Genomic DNA, 20,727 nt, shown 5'->3' with positions numbered 1-20,727 from the left:
TGATCCATTCATCAAGGGACATTCAGTGACCATTTTTGTATCGGTGATATCGCACGATCATTATCAGGACATCACACAACTACTGAAGCCGCATACCTTTCACAACGGCGACGACATCGTGGTTGTCATGAAGGACAATCAACATTGTCCTAAACTACGAACGTATTGTCGCAAACATAGCATCGACTGTCTGACAAACAGTGAGCCAAAAGGCTTCGGTGAGAATAACAACGACATCTATCTTTATTGTCGCCTTAAGCACAATATGAAGGACGACGATCTGTTTGTTGTTTTAAATCCGGATGTCATTGTAGAAAAAGACGTATTTTTGCAACTTAACCAAATTATGAAAGAAAAGCAGGTTCGTCTGGCGGCACCTAACCTCTTTCGCGATGAACAGATGAAGATTCTGGAAGGGTCCATTCGGCGTTACCCCATGCCGTGGGACTTTGTTTCAAGCTTTATCCTAAACTCGCAACGGACCACGATTAAACGGCACCATATTACAGAACCTTCGACCGTTGACTGGGCTTCGGGTGCATTTCTGGCCTTCCGTGCTTGTTTATACAAAGAGCTCGCCGGGTTCGACCCCCGTTACTATCTGTATTGCGAAGACATCGACATCTGCTGGCGTGCAAGAGTGTGCTTTAACGAACCAACCTATTACATCCCTCATATCAAGGCCATTCATAGGGGCCATCGTCACAGCCACTCGGTAGTCAGCAGCTACATACGCTGGCACATCACCAGTGCCATGAAGTTTTCTAGCCGATTTGTTGCCTGGCGTTTATTTGGACTATCGCCAAAACCTCCAAAAAGCCACACAGAACTACCTTAGGGAAGCCGCACTTAAGCCTATTGAGTCTCGGCGAAACGCGAAATCGTGCCGGGTTTTGGCTAACCAAGGAGAATAAGCCGGATCGTTTGCAATGTACCGCTCCCAGCGTTGTTTCAAAATAGTTAACTCCTGCTGAAAGCGCGCAGATTTTTCGGGTGTATCGTCTGCCCCACGTGATGGCGACTCGTGGTGCAGCATTTGGGCCTGTGGCAACCAGACGTTGCGATAGCCGGCATCGACTACCCTTAAGCAAAAATCGACGTCGTTAAACGCCACCGTCAACTGCTCGTCCAACCCACCAACTTCAAGAAACACGCTTTTCCGCACCGCCAAACAGGCCGCCGTCACCGCAAGATAGTTTTGTGGTGTTACCAACCGGTTCATGTAACCGCTCTCGTGATTGCTGGCAAACTTAAACGCGTGATCGGCCCCTCCCCCAAAACCAAGCACGACTCCCGCATGTTGTACGCGCCCGTCTGGGTAATACAGTTTTGCCCCAACACACCCCACACCGGGTTGCAAAGCACTGTGAACTAAACTTTCTAACCAACCATTACTGATTGCCTCGGTGTCATTATTTAACAGACACACCACCTCGCCTTTGGCTTCACGTACCGCAAAATTGTTCATGGCTGAAAAATTAAATGGCTGGTTGTAACGCAGTACTCGCGTGTTCGGCTGTGTTGATAACTCGTGCAAATAACCCAAGGTGTTCTCACAGTCGCTTTGATTGTCAATGACAATCAACTCAACATCCAAGTTGCCCACCGTGCGACGCACCGACTCAACACAGGGTTTTAATAAATGGACTGCATTGCGAGTAGGAATGATAACTGAAACCGTTCCCGTATTGGTGTATTCCGCAGAATAATCGTTACGTGAGCTACTTTCTTTTGTAGTCCCACCATAAGTAGTGACCAACGGTAAAGGCAGATGTTTTACGGCACCGGATGGTAGACTACACAGATACTCTGAAGGCGTTAGCGCGGCTGCCTTAAACTGTGCTTCCTGAAGCCACAGGGCCGGGCCAATATAATCAAATGCCTTATAATAGTCCGGCGACCATGCAGGCTTTACGCTAGGAGCATAGCGATACCAGGCAGAACGCTCGACATGGTCACAATACAAAGCGAGCGCATCGTCATAACGGGAAATGGCCTGCCCCAACACACACAACGCATTAGGCGCCAAAACCATATCGGATAGCACATAGCATACCCATGTGTTCTGACCTTGAGGTACCGATAGACGACCTGCTTCATAGTCCAACTCAGATACGATCTGACAGTTAGAACATACCTGTTTAGTTACACTTCGCGAGAGCCGATGAGGAAACCGCCCCCGATAAACAAACAAAAAATAAACGGAGTGGTCATCTGCCTGGCTGTAGCGACGACTAAGAGCTTTAAGTAGGGAACGTCGGTTTTTTATAAAGTACAGCAAGGTTGCTTTGCGAGACAGCCATCGCCAATAGGTTGCCAACGCAGGGAAACGAGTTTTCAGCCAGTTTTTGACTGGTTTAAGCATCATGATCTGCCGCCGAAACAAGCTTTACAATGGGCGCGAGCCATTCAGGCAAACGCTCTAAAGGATACCGATTCGCTTGCTCTTGAATGTAGGCCTGCTCTTTTGGTGACAACCGCTGCCATTTAGCTTGAACATCATCAACCACCCGATACCGAAACGACGCGGGCTTAACGAGAAATCGCCCGTTACTTTGCAACACGAGGTAATCTGGCTCAACCAAACGAGTAAACGAGGCATCCACATTGCCCGCCGAATGCACAAACACGACTTCGGCAAAACTCCGCACAACATAGTGCAGCATGCTATAACATGAGGATGACCCAAACACCAGCAGCCGTTTTTTAAATACCGCCTCCGAATTATGCGTAACCAGCACCCGTCCAAAATTGGGCAAATGATTATCGAAAATGACATGTTGCCGATAAGAATAACCCAGCAAGACCAACTCTGGTGTTCTTATGGGGGGATAGACTTTGTTACCTAAGTCGCCCAGATGAGGCCGTTCCTCGTACTGATCTGAGTTAAACAACGTTTTGAGTGGTTCCAACGGCAAACCTAACTTGGCAACACAATCCAACCATGCCGCACGCGCGCCCGCAAGCGCCCAATGAGTATCCCCCTTACGGAACGACCGTGGCTCCATTACCCGCAGTAAAGATTCCGGATACACCAAAGGCTGACCATGAGACCGCGCAATACCGCAAACTTGCTGAACGGGTGAGTTTTGGCCTTTTTGATGTGGGTAAAACTCACTGACTACCATTTCTTTAGAGGGGGCAATAAGAAAAACGGTCGGTAACCGAGCCCGCTTACTAAGCTTTACCAAGGTTCGAAAATACCAATGCCACGCCACACGCAACGGCCAAGATAGCAGCCGTTTCCCTTGGTACTGATCGACACTGCCATTGCTGTCGTTGTTTAAAAACAACCAACCTTCCGGCCCTTTTAGAATGTCCAACGTGCCGATTATCGAAATTCTGGCAAGATCATAGTCTTGGCCGTTGTAATGAAAACCGAACTTAAACACCGGCTCATTCATTTTTATAGCCTGCTGGATGCCATAGCAACTTTGCCCTGAAAGCTCTGGCCCATGAGCTTTCAAAAAGCTGTGAACATCACCACGCTTTTCTGAAAACTTAAGCTCAATGCGCTCACTCTCGCCCTTCAGGTACGGAACGACCTTAGGGTTATGGGGCGTCGCCAACCAAGCGCGAAAATCGACAGAGTTCTGCAAGGCTTGTAGCGAAACTTGAGACTGTTCAGTGGGTGCGTCAATGACCCATTTGCAAGCAAAAGGCACCTCGGCCTCTAAGCGTTCAACAGAAAGTCGATACATTACTGCGGAACCTGCAGCGTTTTTTGCGGCTGAGTACCCGGTGCTACTTGGTAATACAACGCCTTGTAAGCCTCCCCCATTGCTTCAGCCGTTTGCACTGTGCCCTCGGTTTGTTGCCAATGCTTCACAGCCTGCGTCGCTCTCGTCCAGGCACTTTCGTTCAACGCACTATCGAGTACACTCACTAGAAACTCAAAATCATCAACTGGCGCCAACCAGCCTGCTCCCGTTTGAGCAATCCTTACGCCGACGGCACCAATGTCCAACCCCAACACCGGAACACCGGCCGCCCACATTTCGGTGAGTGTATGGCACCAGGTTTCTGGCCAAATAGAGAGCACCAGCCCAAGGCTGGGGCCAACTTCTTCGACCTTTTGGCTGAACTGCCCACGAGCGTATGGGCCATGACAAACCACATTCTGGCTAAACTGCAAGTCACCACCGACATTGCCCATAATGTGAAACTCAATTGGCGTACCTTGTTCTCCATAATATTTACTCAACTGTTCCAACAGCATACCGCCCTTGGCTTCACTGATATTCCCTGGCACCAGTACTTTCACAACATCAGTTTTCGCTGGATTGATGACTAATTGAGAAAAGTTTTCAAAATCCCGTCCGTGAGGTATTACTTCAAAGGGCCTAGCTTCGGTAGCTTTCGGGAACGCTTTTTGGATGAGTGCCTTCGCAGAATGGTTGGTTGTAACAAACGCATCGCACGATGACAAAAACGCTGAAAACTGCTCGCGCCAAACATGAATATTTTCATGTTTTAAGTTAACGATGGCATCCTGTGGCCAAAGCTCATGTGCACACTGGCCTGTTCCTTTCGTACAAACACCACCGCAATAAGTTAAGTTCTCGTCCAACAGTTTTACGGTGGGACAAACGGTATAAAAATCGTGAAACGAGTTAACAACCGGAATGTAAAGTGCCTTAGCAACCGCAGGTAACCCCAGGCTATGCCAAGCAGTGTGGCGGATATGCACTACCTCGATCGCCCATTTGTACAACCAACCCGCCACGACGTCATCATATTCAGCAGATGCATGGGGGAACGGCGTAACCACTTCAGAGAGCAGATGGTTTTCCACTTCGGTATACACCTGTTGATGATACGAATAGAGCGTAATAATAGACCCATCGCAATGAAGCACAAAGCTTTCGAACTGCTCACTGATTGCCGACATCATATCTTCATTCGTTTGAGGGGTTCCACCTGTGCGAGTTGAAATAACGGTGAGAACACGAGGCCGAATAGTTTTAGCAACCTCTTCAGGCATGTTAGCGAGGGTTCTGACTTTGTTACGCAACTCTGTAAACTGCGGAGAACCAAAACATTCGGTGACAAGCTGTTTGTATTCTGGATAACGCTCATCAACGACCTTTCTACCTTGCGCCATCAGTTCGTGTTTTTCCTCCCCAAAACTTGCCGAGCGATGGTGATAAACAAAAACAGATGGATCAAACAGATGCTTCCAACCTTTCTGACGGGCACGCATGCACCAGTCGTTTTCCTCGCCATAGCCACGGGGAAACGCTTCAGAATCAAACAAACCAACTTCATTAAGTGCGTCACGGCGGATGTACATGCAGAAGCCGTGGCCAGTTGGGACTTCAAATGGAGTGGATAAGTTTGCTTGGCGAAGCAGGCGAGCACAACCCGCATGCCCTATCCTAGTCAGCAATTCATTGTCATCATTGTGCGGCAAGGAAAAAACGCCTGCATTATTAGAAGCGGGGGTTACAGTAGAAACGTCGACTCTTGAATACGCAGAAAGAAATAGCTTTTGCACCCAACCTGAAGAAACAATTGTATCCGAATTAAGCACAATCACATCTGCAGTACCAGCATATTCTATTCCGCGATTGACTGAACCGCTAAAGCCAATATTCTTATAATTTGTTAAAACATTAATAATCGATATGGATTTCAGTGAATCCAAATAAGAGCTAAGTTTCGGATCTGTACTGCAATCATTAACAATGACTATTTCCGAAATACCTTTATGATTATTAAGGAGCGAATCCAAACAAGCCTTAAATTCATCCAAAGCATTAAAAACTGGAACAACAACCACTATCTTATTAAAAGTTGTTGTATCACCCAAATTCAATCTGCTACCTTTCCGCTTCAAGTCATCACCCAATTGAATCCACCAAGGCGAATTTGACCAATTTCTATAAGGTAGTAACCCTGACTGTTTCCCTATGGTAACGTAGTGTAAGAAACTCGAATCACAATTTATGTCTCCGTTGATTTGAGAAAGATAAAATTCTTCGTCAAATCTGTTACTCGGACTACGCCCTTCCTTAACCCCATGAAGTAGATAATGCAACTTAGGGTTTAGCCCGGCATCTTTTACATCGCCATAAACTTTTAAATACCATCCATCATCAAAAAGAGGCTCCTTACATAGTAAGAAATACTCTTTGAAAATTTTCAAGAATTTGATCAATTCAAATATCCTAAATTTGGTGATCTACTCATTTATCACAGCAGGTGAAACTCAGTACGAGGATATGCGAAATGCAACAATCCACATCGAGGCTGGTCAGTTCAACTCTAAGTAGGCACTATCGAAAACAAAATGGCCTACTCCTTGTATTGGATCAACTCTAATTTCACTCACACCATCTGGGACCAGCCATTCAATCACATTCAATCCGGGTTGCAGGTTAAACTTGACACTCATAGCCTCTGTCAACTTATTCATACTTTCTGCTCTGTAATAAATCTGAAGAACGTCCTTACTCTTGACGTTAATGGATAGCCTCAGACTTTTTTTGGCACATAAAGATTCATTAATTTGCCTTAAATCGAAACCTATTTGTGGATCTTTACCAATAGCCTCATACAACCCAGTAGTTTCTGGCATTAAAATCCGCTTTCTATATATTTCATAATCCCAAAGAGACAATTTACGAAGATTGAATTTACAGGCACTCGATTGTCCAGATTTCTCTGGCAAATTAGCCATTAGATTAGGAAGCTTTTCAAGCAAAGGATAAGCTTGCCGTTCAGTCAGAGTAACTAGAACAATATCGAATGTTTTACCTTTGATTAGATGGTCAAATTCGGCTTGAGTAAGACGATTCGGATGTATTAGAGTTACGTTCGAAAACGTATAGAAAATTGGTTTTGACATCGCTGTACCAAATGAGTCTCGTAGCCAAAGTACTGATTTACTATTAAGTGCAGTTTCATTTTCTATATGGTAAGGGTTATGGTTTGAACCAATGTCTTTATTTGGCAATTCGAATTGCATAACCGTTTTTCCACCGATACGGTAATCAAGCTGCTCTACATTTATCTTTGCACCAAAGCTATCATTTATATTAACAACAGATGAAAGGTCTCCAGGCAACAAGGTCTGCTTATCAAGCATAATTTTGTCTAGTTTCAGAAACCTTTCCAAATCTCTAAAAGTACTATCTTGTATATTCTCATATACTGCATCATTTACATATTCGTAGCTTTCATCATTCAAAATTTCAAGCTGTTCCATAACCTGCAAGTAACTAATGTATGCTCCAAATTCATTCCAATGAGTATCCCCTTTGAAATAAACATCAAAGCCGCCTTGAACTTGACTAAGAAGTCTATTTTTTGGAGAAATCGCAAAGCGATATCGTTCGATCACGTCATCGTTTGCATCAAATGGAATAACATTACCTAAGAAATGTGGCAACTTTGAAGAATAAATTGAAGCTTTTGATGGCGCTAATTGGAAAACCACCTCATATCCACGGTCACGGCGTAAACTTTCCAAAAAATCAAACCCTTTAGCTGTTGCATCAAAATTAATAGTTTGCCTGTTTAGATACTGTGTCAATGACCGATTATGTGATTCCCCTAAAAACAAAAAACTATCACGTCCAACCAACACCTTTTCGGGATTACCAGAAACACCAAGCTTGAGGAATCCGAAGTTCCTTATTGCCTCTATTAAGTCGACACTCAACATTTCACGGGACGAATCTTTAGCATCGAATCCATTGGGTAACTTCTGATAATTCGCTATTAAGAAGGCAGCAGTAAACGAGATCACTAAAATTAGCCACTTTTTTAACACAATAACAATCCGCTAAAAATTAAAATAAAGAAAGGTTTGGCTCTTACTACCAATCAATGCCATAACACCTATAACGAAAGCAGCTGCAGCAACTAGGGAAACATTCCATGAGGCAATATATTCAGATTCTAAAATTTGAATTGAGTTTTTTCCTATAAAAGTATATGCCAATACAAAAATGCAATACAAAACAACTACCGGGCCATCTAGTTTTAACAGAATTGGAGTCATATGATAGCTTACAAATAAATTTTGGATCACATTTTGCACATCAGCCAAATCAGGAGTGAATAATTTCTCTATTAATTCAAAAGCAACCGATATTTCAGGTGCTCTGAAAAACACCCAGGCAACATGGACAAACATAAAAGTCACAAACCAACCAAGATACTTCGACATCTTTAAACCAGTAGATGTCCACATTCGATGAAATACCAGCGCTAAACCGTGTAAAATACCCCAAAGAACAAATCCCCACCCAGCACCATGCCACACCCCACCAATGAAGAAAGTTAAAAGCAAGTTACGGCTTGTAATTCTACTAGATTTCCGGTTTCCACCCATTGGAATGTAGACATAATCTCGCAACCATGTTGACAGTGTCATGTGCCATCTGCGCCAAAAATCCTGAATATTCAGAGCTTTATAAGGGCTATTAAAGTTAATAGGAAGGTTAATATTAAAAAACAGAGCTGCACCAATTGCCATATCACAATAACCTGAGAAATCGTAATAAAGTTGGATCGTATACGATAAACTTGTTGCCCATGCACCCCAGAACCCAATATGATCAACAGACTCATAACCAACATCCGCATAACCACCAAAAAAATCAGCAATTATTAATTTCTTAAATAGCCCTATTGAAAAAATCAGAATACCCTTTTCAATATTCCCTAAGTTTATGCCTTGCTTCGAAGATGAACTAAACTGGGGCATCATTTGTTTGTGGTGAACAATTGGTCCAGCAATCAACTGAGGAAAAAAAGTTACAAATAAAAAATAGTCACTAATGGAATAGTCATCCACTTCACCTTTATAGCTATCAACTAGAAAAGCAATTTGCTGAAAAGTAAAAAAGCTAATGGCTAGCGGAAGTAGCAAATTGAGTGGTTCGATATCAAGCCCAGTAACAATATTGACATTTTCAAAAATAAAATCTGCATATTTAAATAGTGCTAAAGTAGCAATGTTAAGCAAAATACCTAACGACAAAACAGTTCTCTTAATTGAATTGTCTTTTTCAACTGAAACCAAACGCCCTATGCAATAGTTGACAAAGGCGGATATTACTATTAAGGGTAAATATATAGGCTTCCAATACGCATAGAAAAACAAAGAAGCTACGACTAAGAATGGAATAGAGAAAGCTGAGTAATTCTTCTCCAAAATGTAGTAGACAAAGACTGTTATTGGTAAAAAGGCAAAAATAAAACCAATAGAACTGAAAATCATTTGTTAATACCCAAAGTAAATCACCATTTTCAATCTGTTTAATAATCTAGTATTTGTTGATCTTACGTACTTTCAAAAGGTTATATTGTTCAAGCGTCCACATCTCAGTTATGGACCGTAACATACCTTTACCCTAATCTTAGTAAAAGCTCTCATAGAGATTATTAGTGAGTTTAACCATCTCTCTGTCTGTAGCTCGCGGTTTGACACAGAAAATCCACGAGTTCCATCTTTTGGGTTCTATTCATCGTATTTTTTATCAGTAATTAAGGGCTAGGTTGCTATTAACGCAACTCTTTATGTACTAACCAGGCCTTTTCAATTTCTGCGGTATTTCTTGTAACACGAAACCGAACCCTTATTTCCATGTTCCCTCCCTTCTCACCTGACCAAGGGATTAACAGGATTGGGTCTTTCGAATATGAGTAAACTAAAAATTTATCATTGTTTTCTAGTAGAACAGCATCTCCCCGTGCCACAATGCTTCTCAATTCTTGGTTACCAATATATTCAATAACTTCGTTACCTCCTTGATGCGGGTTAATTGTGATTCGCTGAATTTCAACCAGTCCAGGCCCTTCCATTGGATCAAAGCGAATCTTTTTACCTTTAGCAACATCATGAGCAAAAAAAGATAAATCATACCATTCGTCAAAATAAATCTTTTCTTCTAGGCTATATCTTTCGCTGTAATCCCCCCCTACTTGTTGAGGAATATATAGTTTAGCCAATGTCACCTTAGACTCTTCAATCTCTTTCCGCATACTTTCAACAATCATTAACGGAGGGCGGCCTGGCGAATCGAGCATTTTTCCTGCAAGGTTTAAGAAAGGCTTAAGAGTAGCGAGCTTCCGGCTCAACGTTTTTCCGGAAGACGATCGCTCTTTTGCTTCCTTAAGAATGCTTAATAGACTATCGACCAACGAATCATCGGAACGAAGAGCACCAATACGTGTTAGGTATTCAGAGGGAACCTCTATGTCTCGTTGATATTCCTTCATTATTTCAGGGTATGCGAGCGAAAGCTGATTATTCTTAGAGTCTAATCCAGAAATCAGTAGCAATCCGGTTGTGTAGCTATCTAGAGTAATTAATGTTAAATCGGGCCGATATTTTTTGAGTATTGGCAAAAGCTTCCATATGTCACCAGTCCATGATCCCGTCTGCCGAACACGCTCAGCTTGCTTTGGATGACATGGAAATACATCATCCACTACCACTAAAGTATATGGTTTAGAGTACTTCTCCAAATTAATAAAATCACGTAACGCAAACTCAAACAGATGCATACCATCAATTAAGGCGAGATCAGGTGCTGTTGAGAGCATACCATCTGCGTGTAATTCGAAGAACTTATCACTACTTAGATTCACAATTTCACAATTACTCGATAACTCAACTTTTAAATCTAATTCCGGACGGGCGTCAACCCCTAAAGCTCTACAATTCGAAAGAGCTAGACTCTTTCCTCCATCCACACCTATTTCAAAATAAAAATCAGGTCGCAATTGCGCGTGCATATAGCGTAGTACTTCGTGCTTATGACAATCTCCCCGGACCAAGTTTTCGTCTTTAGTACCTCCAAACCCCGTTTTATTTAATCGATATGTATAACTTAGACGCTCATAAATAAAATCGGGGCAATCTTGCTGCATAATCATCGCTACATCTTGCCAAACTTGAATTGCAGTACGATATGAACCACTTTGAACTCTAAGCTCTGCTTCTCCCACTAAAAATTCGTAAAATAAAGGCGTTAACAGATAACCATCACGATTCCAAGCTTCTTGAATTATAGAAACTGCTCGACGTTGCTCTCCTTGGAGGAAAAACAACTTAGCAATTTGGATATCTATTAAACTTGCAATAAATTCAAAACCGCGCTGTTTACTATCCAAGAGTTTTAAGCCCCTGTGTAGGGTTTGCAACGCTGACTTAGGCTCGTCAAGTTGCAGAGCAGCTCCTAATACCATGAGGCCTAACCGATCATTTTTCTTCAAATCTGCCAGAGGCAGTTTGGTTATCTCAGAAAAAAAAGACCACTCGCAGTTCTCCCACATAGCTTCGAGCTGTAACGGTTTTGATAACAAGTCTTTCATAATTAATAGTTTTAACCTAGAAAAGGAAACGACAGGTAACAACAGTCTACACAGCTAAACTTCAAGCGCATTATACGCTTCTCCAATCAAACCCAGCATACTTTTAGAAGCCGCCCCTACAATCTCAGTTCGACAAAAGTCGTTGAAATAGCGCAATGTGCTGATTTGCCCAACTACTCCAATTATGATGTAACATATACTTGGACAATCCATGTTTATTCTGCAAATAATGTTTTTTGGTTGTAGTGATTACAGATTTAAGAGAGTCGTAATCCCCCGTTTTATATTCGATATGTGGAAACTCAGGAATTACCCCAATTGGTGGAGCAATAGCCAAAGTGCCAGTTGCTAGCGCTTCCATAAATGGAACAGGGCCACCTTCTATCAACGAAGGTACCAATAGAAAGTCCACAGCCCTATAGAAATCTGACATGTCTTCAAATTTCCAAACTGGAACCCCCCAGCTATCATTATTAGCTACTATTTTCAAACCCTGCATTACGTCTGGATCGTTAGTCAATGCTTTAACCAAATGCTCGCCCTTTCTACCACCGTTGTATACTCGACCGACAATTCCTACTGTCATTTTCGGCTTAAAACTAACGTCTGCTCCGACCTTGATAACCGAAATTTTTTCATCAGGTATATTAAAACGTCGAAGATTGTTAGCTGCCTCCTCTGAGACAGCGACACAATGGTCGACTTCTTTTGCTACTGCGACCCACTTATCTGCATGGAGCGACTCATCGAAATGAGTAAAGTTAGCTACGACTAAGCCATGCTTTGGTCGTTTATTGAAATAACCATAATTTATATAGTAGTGAATATTTGCATCTGGAAAGTCTTCATTAATACGTGAGTCAGATAACCGTTTAGCAATTTCCAGTCCTTTACGATGCATAATCCAACCTGGTTTTTCCGTAACGATACGCAACTTAACTGTAGATGAATTTGGATGCGTTATGACTTCGTTTGAGAACTGCCTAGCAATAGATTCTTTCATTATCCGAATATCGTTAGGCGGAGTCAGCTTTTGATCGAACAGTTTCCGAGTTTTGTTTTCAAAATGTATCGCACGAGCATCGTGACAATACATTATTGCTTTCGAATATCGCTCTCTGTATTCCAAGCAAAGAATTACATCTTGAGCGGCAACTTCACATTGCTCGTCAAACTGAATAGATAAAAACTCTTCCCTGTCTATCAGCATGAATGCACCTGTAACTGCAGGCACTTCCCTATCAAAATTAATTCGAGGATCTTTAAAGTCTGCTTGGTTCTTTAAGTAGTGGTACGGCATAAGCTTTTCATCGATGAACATACCTGCATGTTGCACCTTACCATCAGGGTAACGCAGGTTGGCTCCTACTATCCCGCATTTTGGTTTAGAAAATAATTTCAACGCATTTACAATGCAATAAGGATCGAATTCAATGTCATCATTCAATATCAGTAATGTCGAGTACTGTGCCAGCTTAGCAAGTTCATTATTATTGCTTGAAAAATTGTATGGTTTAATAGTTTTAAACCGAATATTTATGTCACTAAATCTCTTTACCGGAGGGCTATCATCCCCATTCCACGAACAAAGAACCTCATAAGGAATATCACCGATTGCATCTTTCAATGTGGAAAGTAATCCATCTAAATTTTCTATACTTCGAGATACAGTTATTAATGAAATCATTTAGAAAGCATGCCCCGCTAAACTTAAAACCAATTGTCTATACTCAGAAACCATATCTTCATAACTAGTGAGAGATTCAAATTTTTTATATGCCTCATTAGAATGCTGTTCAAGCAACCTATCGTCACACACTAACGTACATATTTTTTCAGAAAGGTCGTGATAATTCCCTTCCTGATAGAAAAAACCGCTTTTCCCATCATCGATCTGCTCTAAAACACCAAAGCATGGTGTTGCAATTACTGGCAGTCCAAAATATAAAGCCTCCAATACAACTCTGGGGTAGCTTTCATATATCGAAGAAATTACAAATAAATCTGAAGCTAATAGTAATTTTTGTACTAAGGTGTCGTTACTTTGCTCTGTCTGTGGTAGTAAGAAAACAGATTCTTGTACCTTTTGGGGGAATCTAGATACTGCATCCTTTAGAGCCATTGAGTATTCATTATCATTCATCCCAACTATGACAAATTTAATCGATTCTTCTACATTGTTTCTCAAAATGCTCGGAATTGATCGAATCAGATCTAGCTGCCCCTTTCTTTCACATACTGTTCCTACACTAAGAATTACTTTGTCATTTGAGGAAAAGCCAAAAGAAATTCTTGCAGACTCTTTCGTTTCACCTGCAACTTTCTTTTCCAGTTCGGAAATAGCTAGCCCATTATAAATAACACGCTGGTTGTCCATGTTCGCATGTTTCCACAATTTCTGAGTGGCTTTAGCAACAAATACTGCTTGATCAACTGAAGAGACTAGTGAGTCTGCATAACCTCTTAAGTATTTGGGCAAATTCGAAAAATAATCTGCAGGTTCTTCACTTTCACGGGGTACCAGTACTGTAGGCATATCTAAACATAAGCCAGCAATGGCGGTTTGGTACGATTGCAAAGTATTTGCAACAATCACCTTAGGCTGTAGAGCAGTGATGCACTCTACGAAATATTTAAACTCACTTAACCATGAATTTTTAGTCTGCCCATTTACTCGAGGATAACTTTGGATAATAACCGGGATGCCGTTTGCCTCGTATTGATGCCTAAGTGGGCCATCAACAGGTGAAAAAACTACAGGAAACAGTCTTGCATCATTCTTCAACCCTATTACTGTCTGAAACAGACTTGTTTGCGCACCTTGCACTTTTAGATTGTGAGAAGAAAGCAAAATCACAAACTTCCCTTCCAGTTCAGCAGTTTCCCTAATTTCAACCCACTCTGATTTTTCAGAAAAGTGACTTTCAAAAACAACTTTACTAGCAAATGCCGTTGTTATAACGACCTTAAAATCATGAGGTTTACCATCCAAATATGTTTTGGGTATATTGAAAACTGCTTCACCCGCTGGTCGTCCTGTAGCTTTATAAACATCGGGTCGATCAAACTCTATTTTTGAGCCTCCCAAAATATTATCATCAACTAGAAAAAGTACTTTTATGTCATCAAGGTCCTTTTCTTTTGCAGCAGATATCCAGCACCTAAAAATGCCTTTTAGAAAACTCTCTTTTCGATACACATAAGAATCAAACTCGTTAGAATAGCCATAATCGATAAAACTGACAGCCTGTGAATGATCTGGCTCATTCGAAGATATAAGACCAGCATACTCTTCTCGGTTATAGTTTTGCTGATAATTCTGTCCATTTTCTGAACGTTTGCGCTCATGTTGCCAATTATTGACTACGCCCCCCCAGACAGATTTAAATATGCGATGATTTCTGTCTCTTTCAGCATCAAAAGCTACTCTTGGAAGTCGCATTCTTGTTACTTCGTTTTTGTGCACTACTTTTGAATTCTCATTCAAAAGAACTCTTTTTTGAAGAAACTTGACAACTCTTAAGCATAAATCAACATCTTCCAAACCGTAATAAAATGACTCATCAAAGCCACCAACTTTGTCGAAATCTGACTTTTTTAACAGTAAATGAGCACCTGTTACAGCAACTTGATTTAGTGTTGAAGAAGTAGGCTCTATAATGTTTTTTGGAATAAAATAGCCTCTACTATCCTCCCACTTAAACTCGATACCATTGTGAACTATATCACCAGATTCATTTAGCATTCGAACGCCAACGCAGCCGGTATTGCTCCTATCAAACAACTTGAGCGACTCAGATATTGAATCTGATTGAAAAACGATATCATTGTTCAAAAACAATAGATTAGAATACTTAGCTTTCTTTGCACCCAAATTGCAAGAGCTAGAAAATGAATAGTTCCGCCCACGATTTATAAATCTAAGATCAAATCTATTTTTGTATCTTTGACAGACCTCCTCTGAGTTGTCACTTGAGTTGTGGTCAATTACTATAACTTCTAACTTCAGCTGCCGTTGATCCACATGCTCAAACAAAGAGGCAAATAGGTCTTCCAATAGGCTGGCACCATCTAAGTTTGGTATAACTATTGAAACTTCCCAATCTACTTCACGTTTACCTAATACTACTTCAACAACAGATTCCAAACAGTCCAAAACTCCATCAAATCTATCGCAAATAAAGCTTTTCAAATTCGACTTGTAGTCGCCACTAGTGAGCTTCGAACGCATTGAAGCTGGTTCGCTTAGTCTCTGAATCTTTTCTATTTGCTGATTACTACAGCCAATTTTATTCTGGCCTAAGAATTTGTAGGTATCTTCAAACTCATCGCTTCTAATGGCACTACTCCAATAGAATGCATGAAAAGCAATGAAAGCCAGCTTGGCGAAAGTTACCTTTCCAAGGCATACAACATGCGCGGCGTTTTGAATTGCCATTTCGTTGAGTCGAGAAAGTATTTCTAGATTCAACTGGTCAATCGCGAATATCTCTTTTTCGACCTTTCCAAATTCCGAATTATCTAAATCTATTTCGACAATTGAGTCAGACTTAGCAAATGATTGTGATAACACCACCATGTTGAAATAGGCTTGCTCGGCGACAATATCAGAAGAAGCCCCCACTAATGAACCGGAAAAATCTTTCATCGCAGAGGGGAAATCACCCTTTTTTTGATGAGATATCCCCATAGATAACAAACTACGATCTTGCAGCATTTATTTATTTCAACCTAAAAACTAATTAATCATTTTTTAAAACTGTAAGTAATACCTATTTATTCCTTAAGAATATTTAGCAAAATATTCGAATAAATAATGACCATATTAAACATTTACATTCAGCCAAAAACAGACCGACTTTCACACAATTCGATAAAACTCTTACCTTGAGCATCCTTTTCAGCTAACTGAGGACAACCACCTATGCCTGGCCATCCAATTGCTAAGCTTGAGTCGCTCCAAAAAAGAGAATATTCATCGCCGGGGCTATAGTAGTCGGTACACTTGTACTGAAACTCAGCTTCATCACTCGTTACATAGAAACCGTGCGCAAAACCCGGCGGCACCCACAGCATCTGTTTATTACTTTCGTTTAGGTACAGACCCACCCATTTACCAAAAGTTGGTGAACTTTGGCGCATATCAACGGCGACGTCGAATACTTCACCTTTGGTTACACGCACTAGCTTGCCCTGTGGTTTTTCAAGCTGATAATGCAAACCCCGTAAAATGCCTTTTTTGGATTTACTGTGGTTGTCTTGTACAAACTGATAGTTACCACAGTGTTCTTCAAACTCGCTTTGGCGGAACGTTTCCATAAAAAAACCACGCTCGTCTCCGTACACTTCCGGGGTTAGCAACACAACATCGGGTATGGATTGCTTCTCGAACTTCATTAGTTATTTTCCTCTTGCACCTGAGCAGCTTTCCTAGTTTCTTGCTTAAGCAGGTTTAACAGATACTTACCGTATTCCGTCTTTTTAAGTTGGTTACCCTGCTTTTTCAGCTGCGCATCCGATAACCAGCCATTGCGCCAAGCAATTTCTTCCAGCGCGGCTATTTTCAAGCCTTGGCGGTGCTCTACTGTTTGCACGTATTGGCTGGCTTCTAACAGGCTGTCGTGGGTGCCGGTATCTAACCAGGCAAAACCGCGGCCAAGTTTTTGAACGTTTAATTGGCCTCGGTTTAGGTACTCATTATTGATAGAGGTTATTTCCAGCTCACCACGCTCGCTGGGTTGTACGTTTTTAGCGATGGTGACGACATTGTTGTCGTAAAAATACAAACCGGTTACAGCGTATTCGCTTTTCGGGGTTTTTGGCTTTTCTTCGATGCTGGTGGCTTTGCCTTCGTCATTAAATGCCACCACGCCAAACCGTTCAGGGTCTTTCACTAAATAGCCGAATACTGTGGCACCTTCGGTTTGGCAGGCCGCTTTTAGCAGCATTTCACTGAAGTGCTGGCCATGGAAGATGTTATCGCCTAACACCAAGCACACATTGGAGTCCCCAATAAATTCTTCACCAATAATAAAGGCCTGAGCGAGGCCATCGGGGCTCGGTTGAACGGCGTACTCAAACTGCACACCAAAGGCACGGCCATCGCCCAATAGTTTTTGATACTGGGGTAAGTCTTCAGGCGTGCTGATGATTAAGATCTCCCGTATGCCAGCAAGCATCAAGACCGATATGGGGTAGTAGATCATCGGTTTGTCGTAAATTGGCACCAACTGTTTAGAAACGCCCAATGTGATGGGGTGCAACCGGGTGCCACTGCCCCCCGCCAATACAATGCCTTTCGTATTGTGAGGGCGATTTTTTAATAAGGCTAATTGGTCTTCCATGGTTATAACACCCCGTAGCTTTGCATTTCTTCCAACACCTGTTGTAACTGACTTTGCCATGTGGGCAGCTTAAGTTTAAAGGTTTCTTCCAGCTTGGAGACGATTAAACGACTGTTCAGCGGGCGCTTGGCCGGTGTTGGGTAATCGCTGGTGGGTATACCGGCGACGGCCTGCGGTGTAATCGCCAGTGCTTTTCCAAGTTCACTTGCTTGCTGGAAAATGGCTTGAGCAAAGCCTTGCCAGTTGCAAGTTTCACGGCAAACCAGGTGGTAGAGTCCAATATTTGCCGCGTTGCGCTGCGCCAGTGCCTGGCTGGTCACCTGAGCGATCAGCCGTGCCGTAGTTGGCGCACCTATCTGGTCGTTTACTACGTTCAACTCTGACTTCGACTCACCTAGCCGCAACATGGTTTTCACAAAGTTATGGCCACGAGCGCCGTATACCCAAGAGGTTCTGAATATAAAATGCTGCGCACCGCTGGCTTCTATGGCGTTATCGCCGGCGAGTTTGGTTTTTCCATAGACCGACAGCGGGTTTACGGGGTGGTCTTCGGTGCGGAAGCTCTCACCTGCTCCGTCGTACACATAATCGGTTGAATAATGCACCAACCATGCTGATTGGCGGGCACAATAGTTGGCCAACTGTGCGGGCAGATCGGCATTCAACGCTTGCGCCAACTCAGGTTCTTCTTCAGCTTTGTCGACGGCGGTATAGGCTGCGGCGTTCACCACAATGGTGGGATGAGTTTGTTCTAAAAAGCGTTCGACAGCACTGGCGTCTGCTAAATCGAGCTCCTCGGGCGTGGGAGCAACAATGTCGCCAAATACGGCCAAGGTTCGTTGCAACTCAAACCCAACCTGCCCGGTCCCGCCGGTTATTAATACGGTCATGCGCCTGCCCCCAGCCGTTCCCCTTGGTAACTGCCATCGCGCACGCGCTGCCACCAATCTTTATTGTTCAGGTACCATTCCACTGTTTTGCGCAAACCGGTGTCAAAGGTCTCGGCCGGGGTCCAGCCCAGCTCGCGTTCTATTTTGCTGGCGTCAATGGCATAGCGAACATCGTGTCCGGGCCGGTCTTTTACAAAGGTAATCAGTTCACGGCGTGGTGTGTTCGCGGGTACCAGTTCATCCAAAATATCGCAAATGCCCTCCACGACGGAAAGGTTGGTCTGCTCGTTGTGCCCGCCAATGTTGTAGGTTTCACCTACCTCGCCTTCGCTAACCACTTTAATAAGTGCCCGCGCGTGGTCTTCCACAAACAGCCAATCGCGAATTTGCTGGCCATCGCCATACACAGGTAAGGGCTTGCCTTCCAATGCGTTAATAATCACCAGCGGTATCAGCTTTTCTGGGAAATGGTAGGGCCCATAATTGTTGCTGCAGTTGGTCACCACAGTTGGCAAGCCAAAGGTGCGTTGCCAGGCACGCACTAAGTGGTCGCTGCTGGCTTTACTGGCAGAATATGGCGAGCTGGGCGCATACGACGTTGTTTCGGTAAACAGGTCATTTGTACCATGCAAATCGCCGTATACTTCATCAGTGGATATATGATGGAACCGAAACGCCTGTTGCTGCGACTCGGGTAGCTCGGACCAATAACTACGAGCCGCCTCCAGTAAGGTATAAGTACCCACAATGTTGGTTTGTATAAACTCGGCTGGGCCGTCGATGGATCGGTCGACGTGGCTTTCGGCCGCTAAATGCATGACGGCGGTGGGTTGGTATTGAGAAAACAGCTTAGCCATGGCCGTGGCGTCACAGATGTCTGCTTTTTCGAACACGTAATTCGGCGAATTTTCGACTTCAGTTAAGGACTCCAAATTACCCGCGTAGGTGAGCTTATCAACATTCACTACTTTGGTATTACCCTGCTTTATCAGCTCTCGTACTACGGCAGAGCCGATAAAACCAGCACCTCCGGTAACTAAATAGGTTTTTTCAGTCATCTGATTCACTCGATTCTTTTAGTAACAGTTCTTTAATGATCTCTATTTGAGCTTCGGCTTTTTTGAGCTCAGCATCCAGCAACTCTTGACGCTTTTGGGTTTGCTCGTTTTCATCGCGCAGTTGGCGATTTTCTTTTTCCAAATCCGCCATGCGTTGCTGGTGGTTTACGTAGTGCTTTTCGAATGCCGCTTTTTCCTCTTTGGCCCTCTTTTCACTGGCCTGCACGTCGGCGATTTGAGCTTTGAGTGATTCTCTTTCTTTGGCTATGGCTTGCTGCGTTTGTTTGAGTTTCTCTAGCTCTTCGGCGGCAGGTTGTTGCTTAACTTTTTCTTGCAACTGGGCAAGTTGATGTTTTAACTCCGCCTCTTGCTTTGCCAGTTTTGCATTTGATTGCGACTTTTCTTCAAGTTGAGCTTCTAAGCGCTGCAGGCTTTGTTGAGCTGTTTCTTTTTCTTCAAACTCTTTTTTGAGTGCTTGCTTTAGCTCTTTTACCTGCCCAGCTAGAGGGTTCGGTTCGTAACTGATGTACTGCCATTCAGGGTCGTCGCGATCGGTTTGTTTGGGTATCCACCCTGCCAGTGCCAGTAAACCATCAATGTCCCCACCCTCATTTCCCTTGTACAACGAGTTTGGCGTTACGGCGACGGTAACCGTAGCAAGTTTATCCAGCCATTGAGTCTCTATGAGTTTTTGGACGAGAGCAAATGCGATATCCGGGGTGTCCAGCAGAAGGGTCGATTGCGATTCGCCGATGGCTTCATGGATATCTGAGAGCAAGTCATCAATGCTTGTGGATTGCTGACTTTCTGCCGACTCTACTTTTATACCTGGGTAGAGCTCATAGAGCTCGCCTGGTTCGTGCAAAGCTGAGTATTCCGCAATATTCAGCTGATAAAACGACTGTTCCGATGCTTGTGCATTAACAACTTTTGCTAACACCTGAACTTTGGGGTTGTCTTTGAACCGATCTCTGAGGTGTTCGGCCTGACTTAGCCGACCTTCAATTAAAAAAGCACGATCGAATTGTTCAACGTTTTTTGGTGTACTCGCCTTGCCTGCCCCAACCCAGACCAAGCATGTTGTTGGTTTACTCATTGCGTTAT

The 20,727-nt window shown here is 43.0% G+C and carries 14 protein-coding genes; 1 reads left to right on the top strand and 13 read right to left on the bottom strand.

Annotation, left to right across the window (positions count from 1 at the left end):
* Positions 1-25 precede the first annotated feature (25 nt).
* Positions 26-838, top strand: coding sequence for a glycosyltransferase (locus MED297_RS05920; protein ID WP_008043189.1), 813 nt, complete (start codon positions 26-28; stop codon positions 836-838).
* Here the strand turns inward: MED297_RS05920 and MED297_RS05915 are convergent.
* The 13 genes from MED297_RS05915 to MED297_RS05855 all read right to left on the bottom strand — a co-directional run bounded on the left by MED297_RS05915 (position 830) and on the right by MED297_RS05855 (position 20,719).
* Positions 830-2,368, bottom strand: coding sequence for a glycosyltransferase family 2 protein (locus MED297_RS05915; RefSeq protein ID WP_083779360.1), 1,539 nt, complete (start codon positions 2,366-2,368; stop codon positions 830-832). The two genes, MED297_RS05920 and MED297_RS05915, sit on opposite strands and share 9 nt — an antisense overlap.
* Positions 2,358-3,701: an alginate O-acetyltransferase AlgX-related protein gene (locus MED297_RS05910; protein ID WP_008043185.1), complete on the bottom strand. Its 1,344-nt coding sequence runs from the start codon at positions 3,699-3,701 to the stop codon at positions 2,358-2,360. Before MED297_RS05910 ends, MED297_RS05915 begins: the two co-directional genes overlap by 11 nt.
* On the bottom strand, positions 3,701-6,160 hold the full coding sequence (locus MED297_RS21780) for a glycosyltransferase (RefSeq protein ID WP_161599276.1): 2,460 nt from the start codon (positions 6,158-6,160) through the stop codon (positions 3,701-3,703). The genes MED297_RS05910 and MED297_RS21780 overlap by 1 nt, the downstream gene beginning before the upstream one ends.
* Before the next feature lie 96 nt (positions 6,161-6,256).
* Positions 6,257-7,777 carry an alginate O-acetyltransferase AlgX-related protein gene (locus MED297_RS05900; protein ID WP_040556692.1) on the bottom strand — a complete coding sequence of 507 codons (1,521 nt, stop codon included), beginning with the start codon at positions 7,775-7,777 and terminating at the stop codon, positions 6,257-6,259.
* Positions 7,778-7,789: 12 nt separating this feature from the next.
* Positions 7,790-9,232, bottom strand: coding sequence for an MBOAT family O-acyltransferase (locus MED297_RS05895; RefSeq protein WP_008043177.1), 1,443 nt, complete (start codon positions 9,230-9,232; stop codon positions 7,790-7,792).
* A 284-nt stretch (positions 9,233-9,516) separates the two neighbouring features.
* A complete protein-coding gene (locus MED297_RS21095; RefSeq protein ID WP_008043175.1) occupies positions 9,517-11,331 on the bottom strand; it encodes a class I SAM-dependent methyltransferase in 1,815 nt (604 codons plus the stop codon).
* 124 nt (positions 11,332-11,455) lie between these two features.
* A complete protein-coding gene (locus MED297_RS05885) occupies positions 11,456-13,018 on the bottom strand; it encodes a glycosyltransferase (RefSeq protein WP_008043174.1) in 1,563 nt (520 codons plus the stop codon).
* Positions 13,019-16,048, bottom strand: a complete 3,030-nt coding sequence (locus tag MED297_RS05880) for a glycosyltransferase (RefSeq protein ID WP_008043173.1) — start codon at positions 16,046-16,048, stop codon at positions 13,019-13,021.
* Positions 16,049-16,170: 122 nt separating this feature from the next.
* Positions 16,171-16,728, bottom strand: a complete 558-nt coding sequence (rfbC, locus tag MED297_RS05875) for a dTDP-4-dehydrorhamnose 3,5-epimerase (RefSeq protein WP_008043172.1) — start codon at positions 16,726-16,728, stop codon at positions 16,171-16,173.
* The gene (gene rfbA / locus MED297_RS05870) at positions 16,728-17,675 is read right to left on the bottom strand and encodes a glucose-1-phosphate thymidylyltransferase RfbA (RefSeq protein ID WP_008043171.1); all 948 of its coding nucleotides are present in this window, start codon (positions 17,673-17,675) and stop codon (positions 16,728-16,730) included. Before rfbA ends, rfbC begins: the two co-directional genes overlap by 1 nt.
* 2 nt (positions 17,676-17,677) lie before the next feature.
* On the bottom strand, positions 17,678-18,565 hold the full coding sequence (rfbD, locus tag MED297_RS05865) for a dTDP-4-dehydrorhamnose reductase (RefSeq protein ID WP_008043170.1): 888 nt from the start codon (positions 18,563-18,565) through the stop codon (positions 17,678-17,680).
* Positions 18,562-19,623: a dTDP-glucose 4,6-dehydratase gene (gene rfbB / locus MED297_RS05860; RefSeq protein ID WP_008043169.1), complete on the bottom strand. Its 1,062-nt coding sequence runs from the start codon at positions 19,621-19,623 to the stop codon at positions 18,562-18,564. Before rfbB ends, rfbD begins: the two co-directional genes overlap by 4 nt.
* Complete coding sequence (locus MED297_RS05855) at positions 19,616-20,719, bottom strand: hypothetical protein (RefSeq protein WP_040556691.1); 1,104 nt, start codon at positions 20,717-20,719, stop codon at positions 19,616-19,618. The genes rfbB and MED297_RS05855 overlap by 8 nt, the downstream gene beginning before the upstream one ends.
* Positions 20,720-20,727 lie beyond the last annotated feature (8 nt).

This window comes from Reinekea blandensis MED297 (assembly GCF_000153185.1).
GTDB classification, from domain to species: Bacteria; Pseudomonadota; Gammaproteobacteria; order Pseudomonadales; family Natronospirillaceae; genus Reinekea; species Reinekea blandensis.
This window is presented reverse-complemented; position numbering and strand designations above follow the sequence as displayed.

Coding starts and splice junctions, on each gene's coding strand:
- MED297_RS05915 (WP_083779360.1), bottom strand. CDS start 2,368: ATGATGCTTAAACCAGTCAAAAACTGGCTGAAAACTCGTTTCCCTGCG.
- MED297_RS05910 (WP_008043185.1), bottom strand. CDS start 3,701: ATGTATCGACTTTCTGTTGAACGCTTAGAGGCCGAGGTGCCTTTTGCT.
- MED297_RS05895 (WP_008043177.1), bottom strand. CDS start 9,232: ATGATTTTCAGTTCTATTGGTTTTATTTTTGCCTTTTTACCAATAACA.
- MED297_RS21095 (WP_008043175.1), bottom strand. CDS start 11,331: ATGAAAGACTTGTTATCAAAACCGTTACAGCTCGAAGCTATGTGGGAG.
- MED297_RS05885 (WP_008043174.1), bottom strand. CDS start 13,018: ATGATTTCATTAATAACTGTATCTCGAAGTATAGAAAATTTAGATGGA.
- MED297_RS05880 (WP_008043173.1), bottom strand. CDS start 16,048: ATGCTGCAAGATCGTAGTTTGTTATCTATGGGGATATCTCATCAAAAA.
- rfbC (WP_008043172.1), bottom strand. CDS start 16,728: ATGAAGTTCGAGAAGCAATCCATACCCGATGTTGTGTTGCTAACCCCG.
- rfbA (WP_008043171.1), bottom strand. CDS start 17,675: ATGGAAGACCAATTAGCCTTATTAAAAAATCGCCCTCACAATACGAAA.
- rfbD (WP_008043170.1), bottom strand. CDS start 18,565: ATGACCGTATTAATAACCGGCGGGACCGGGCAGGTTGGGTTTGAGTTG.
- rfbB (WP_008043169.1), bottom strand. CDS start 19,623: ATGACTGAAAAAACCTATTTAGTTACCGGAGGTGCTGGTTTTATCGGC.
- MED297_RS05855 (WP_040556691.1), bottom strand. CDS start 20,719: ATGAGTAAACCAACAACATGCTTGGTCTGGGTTGGGGCAGGCAAGGCG.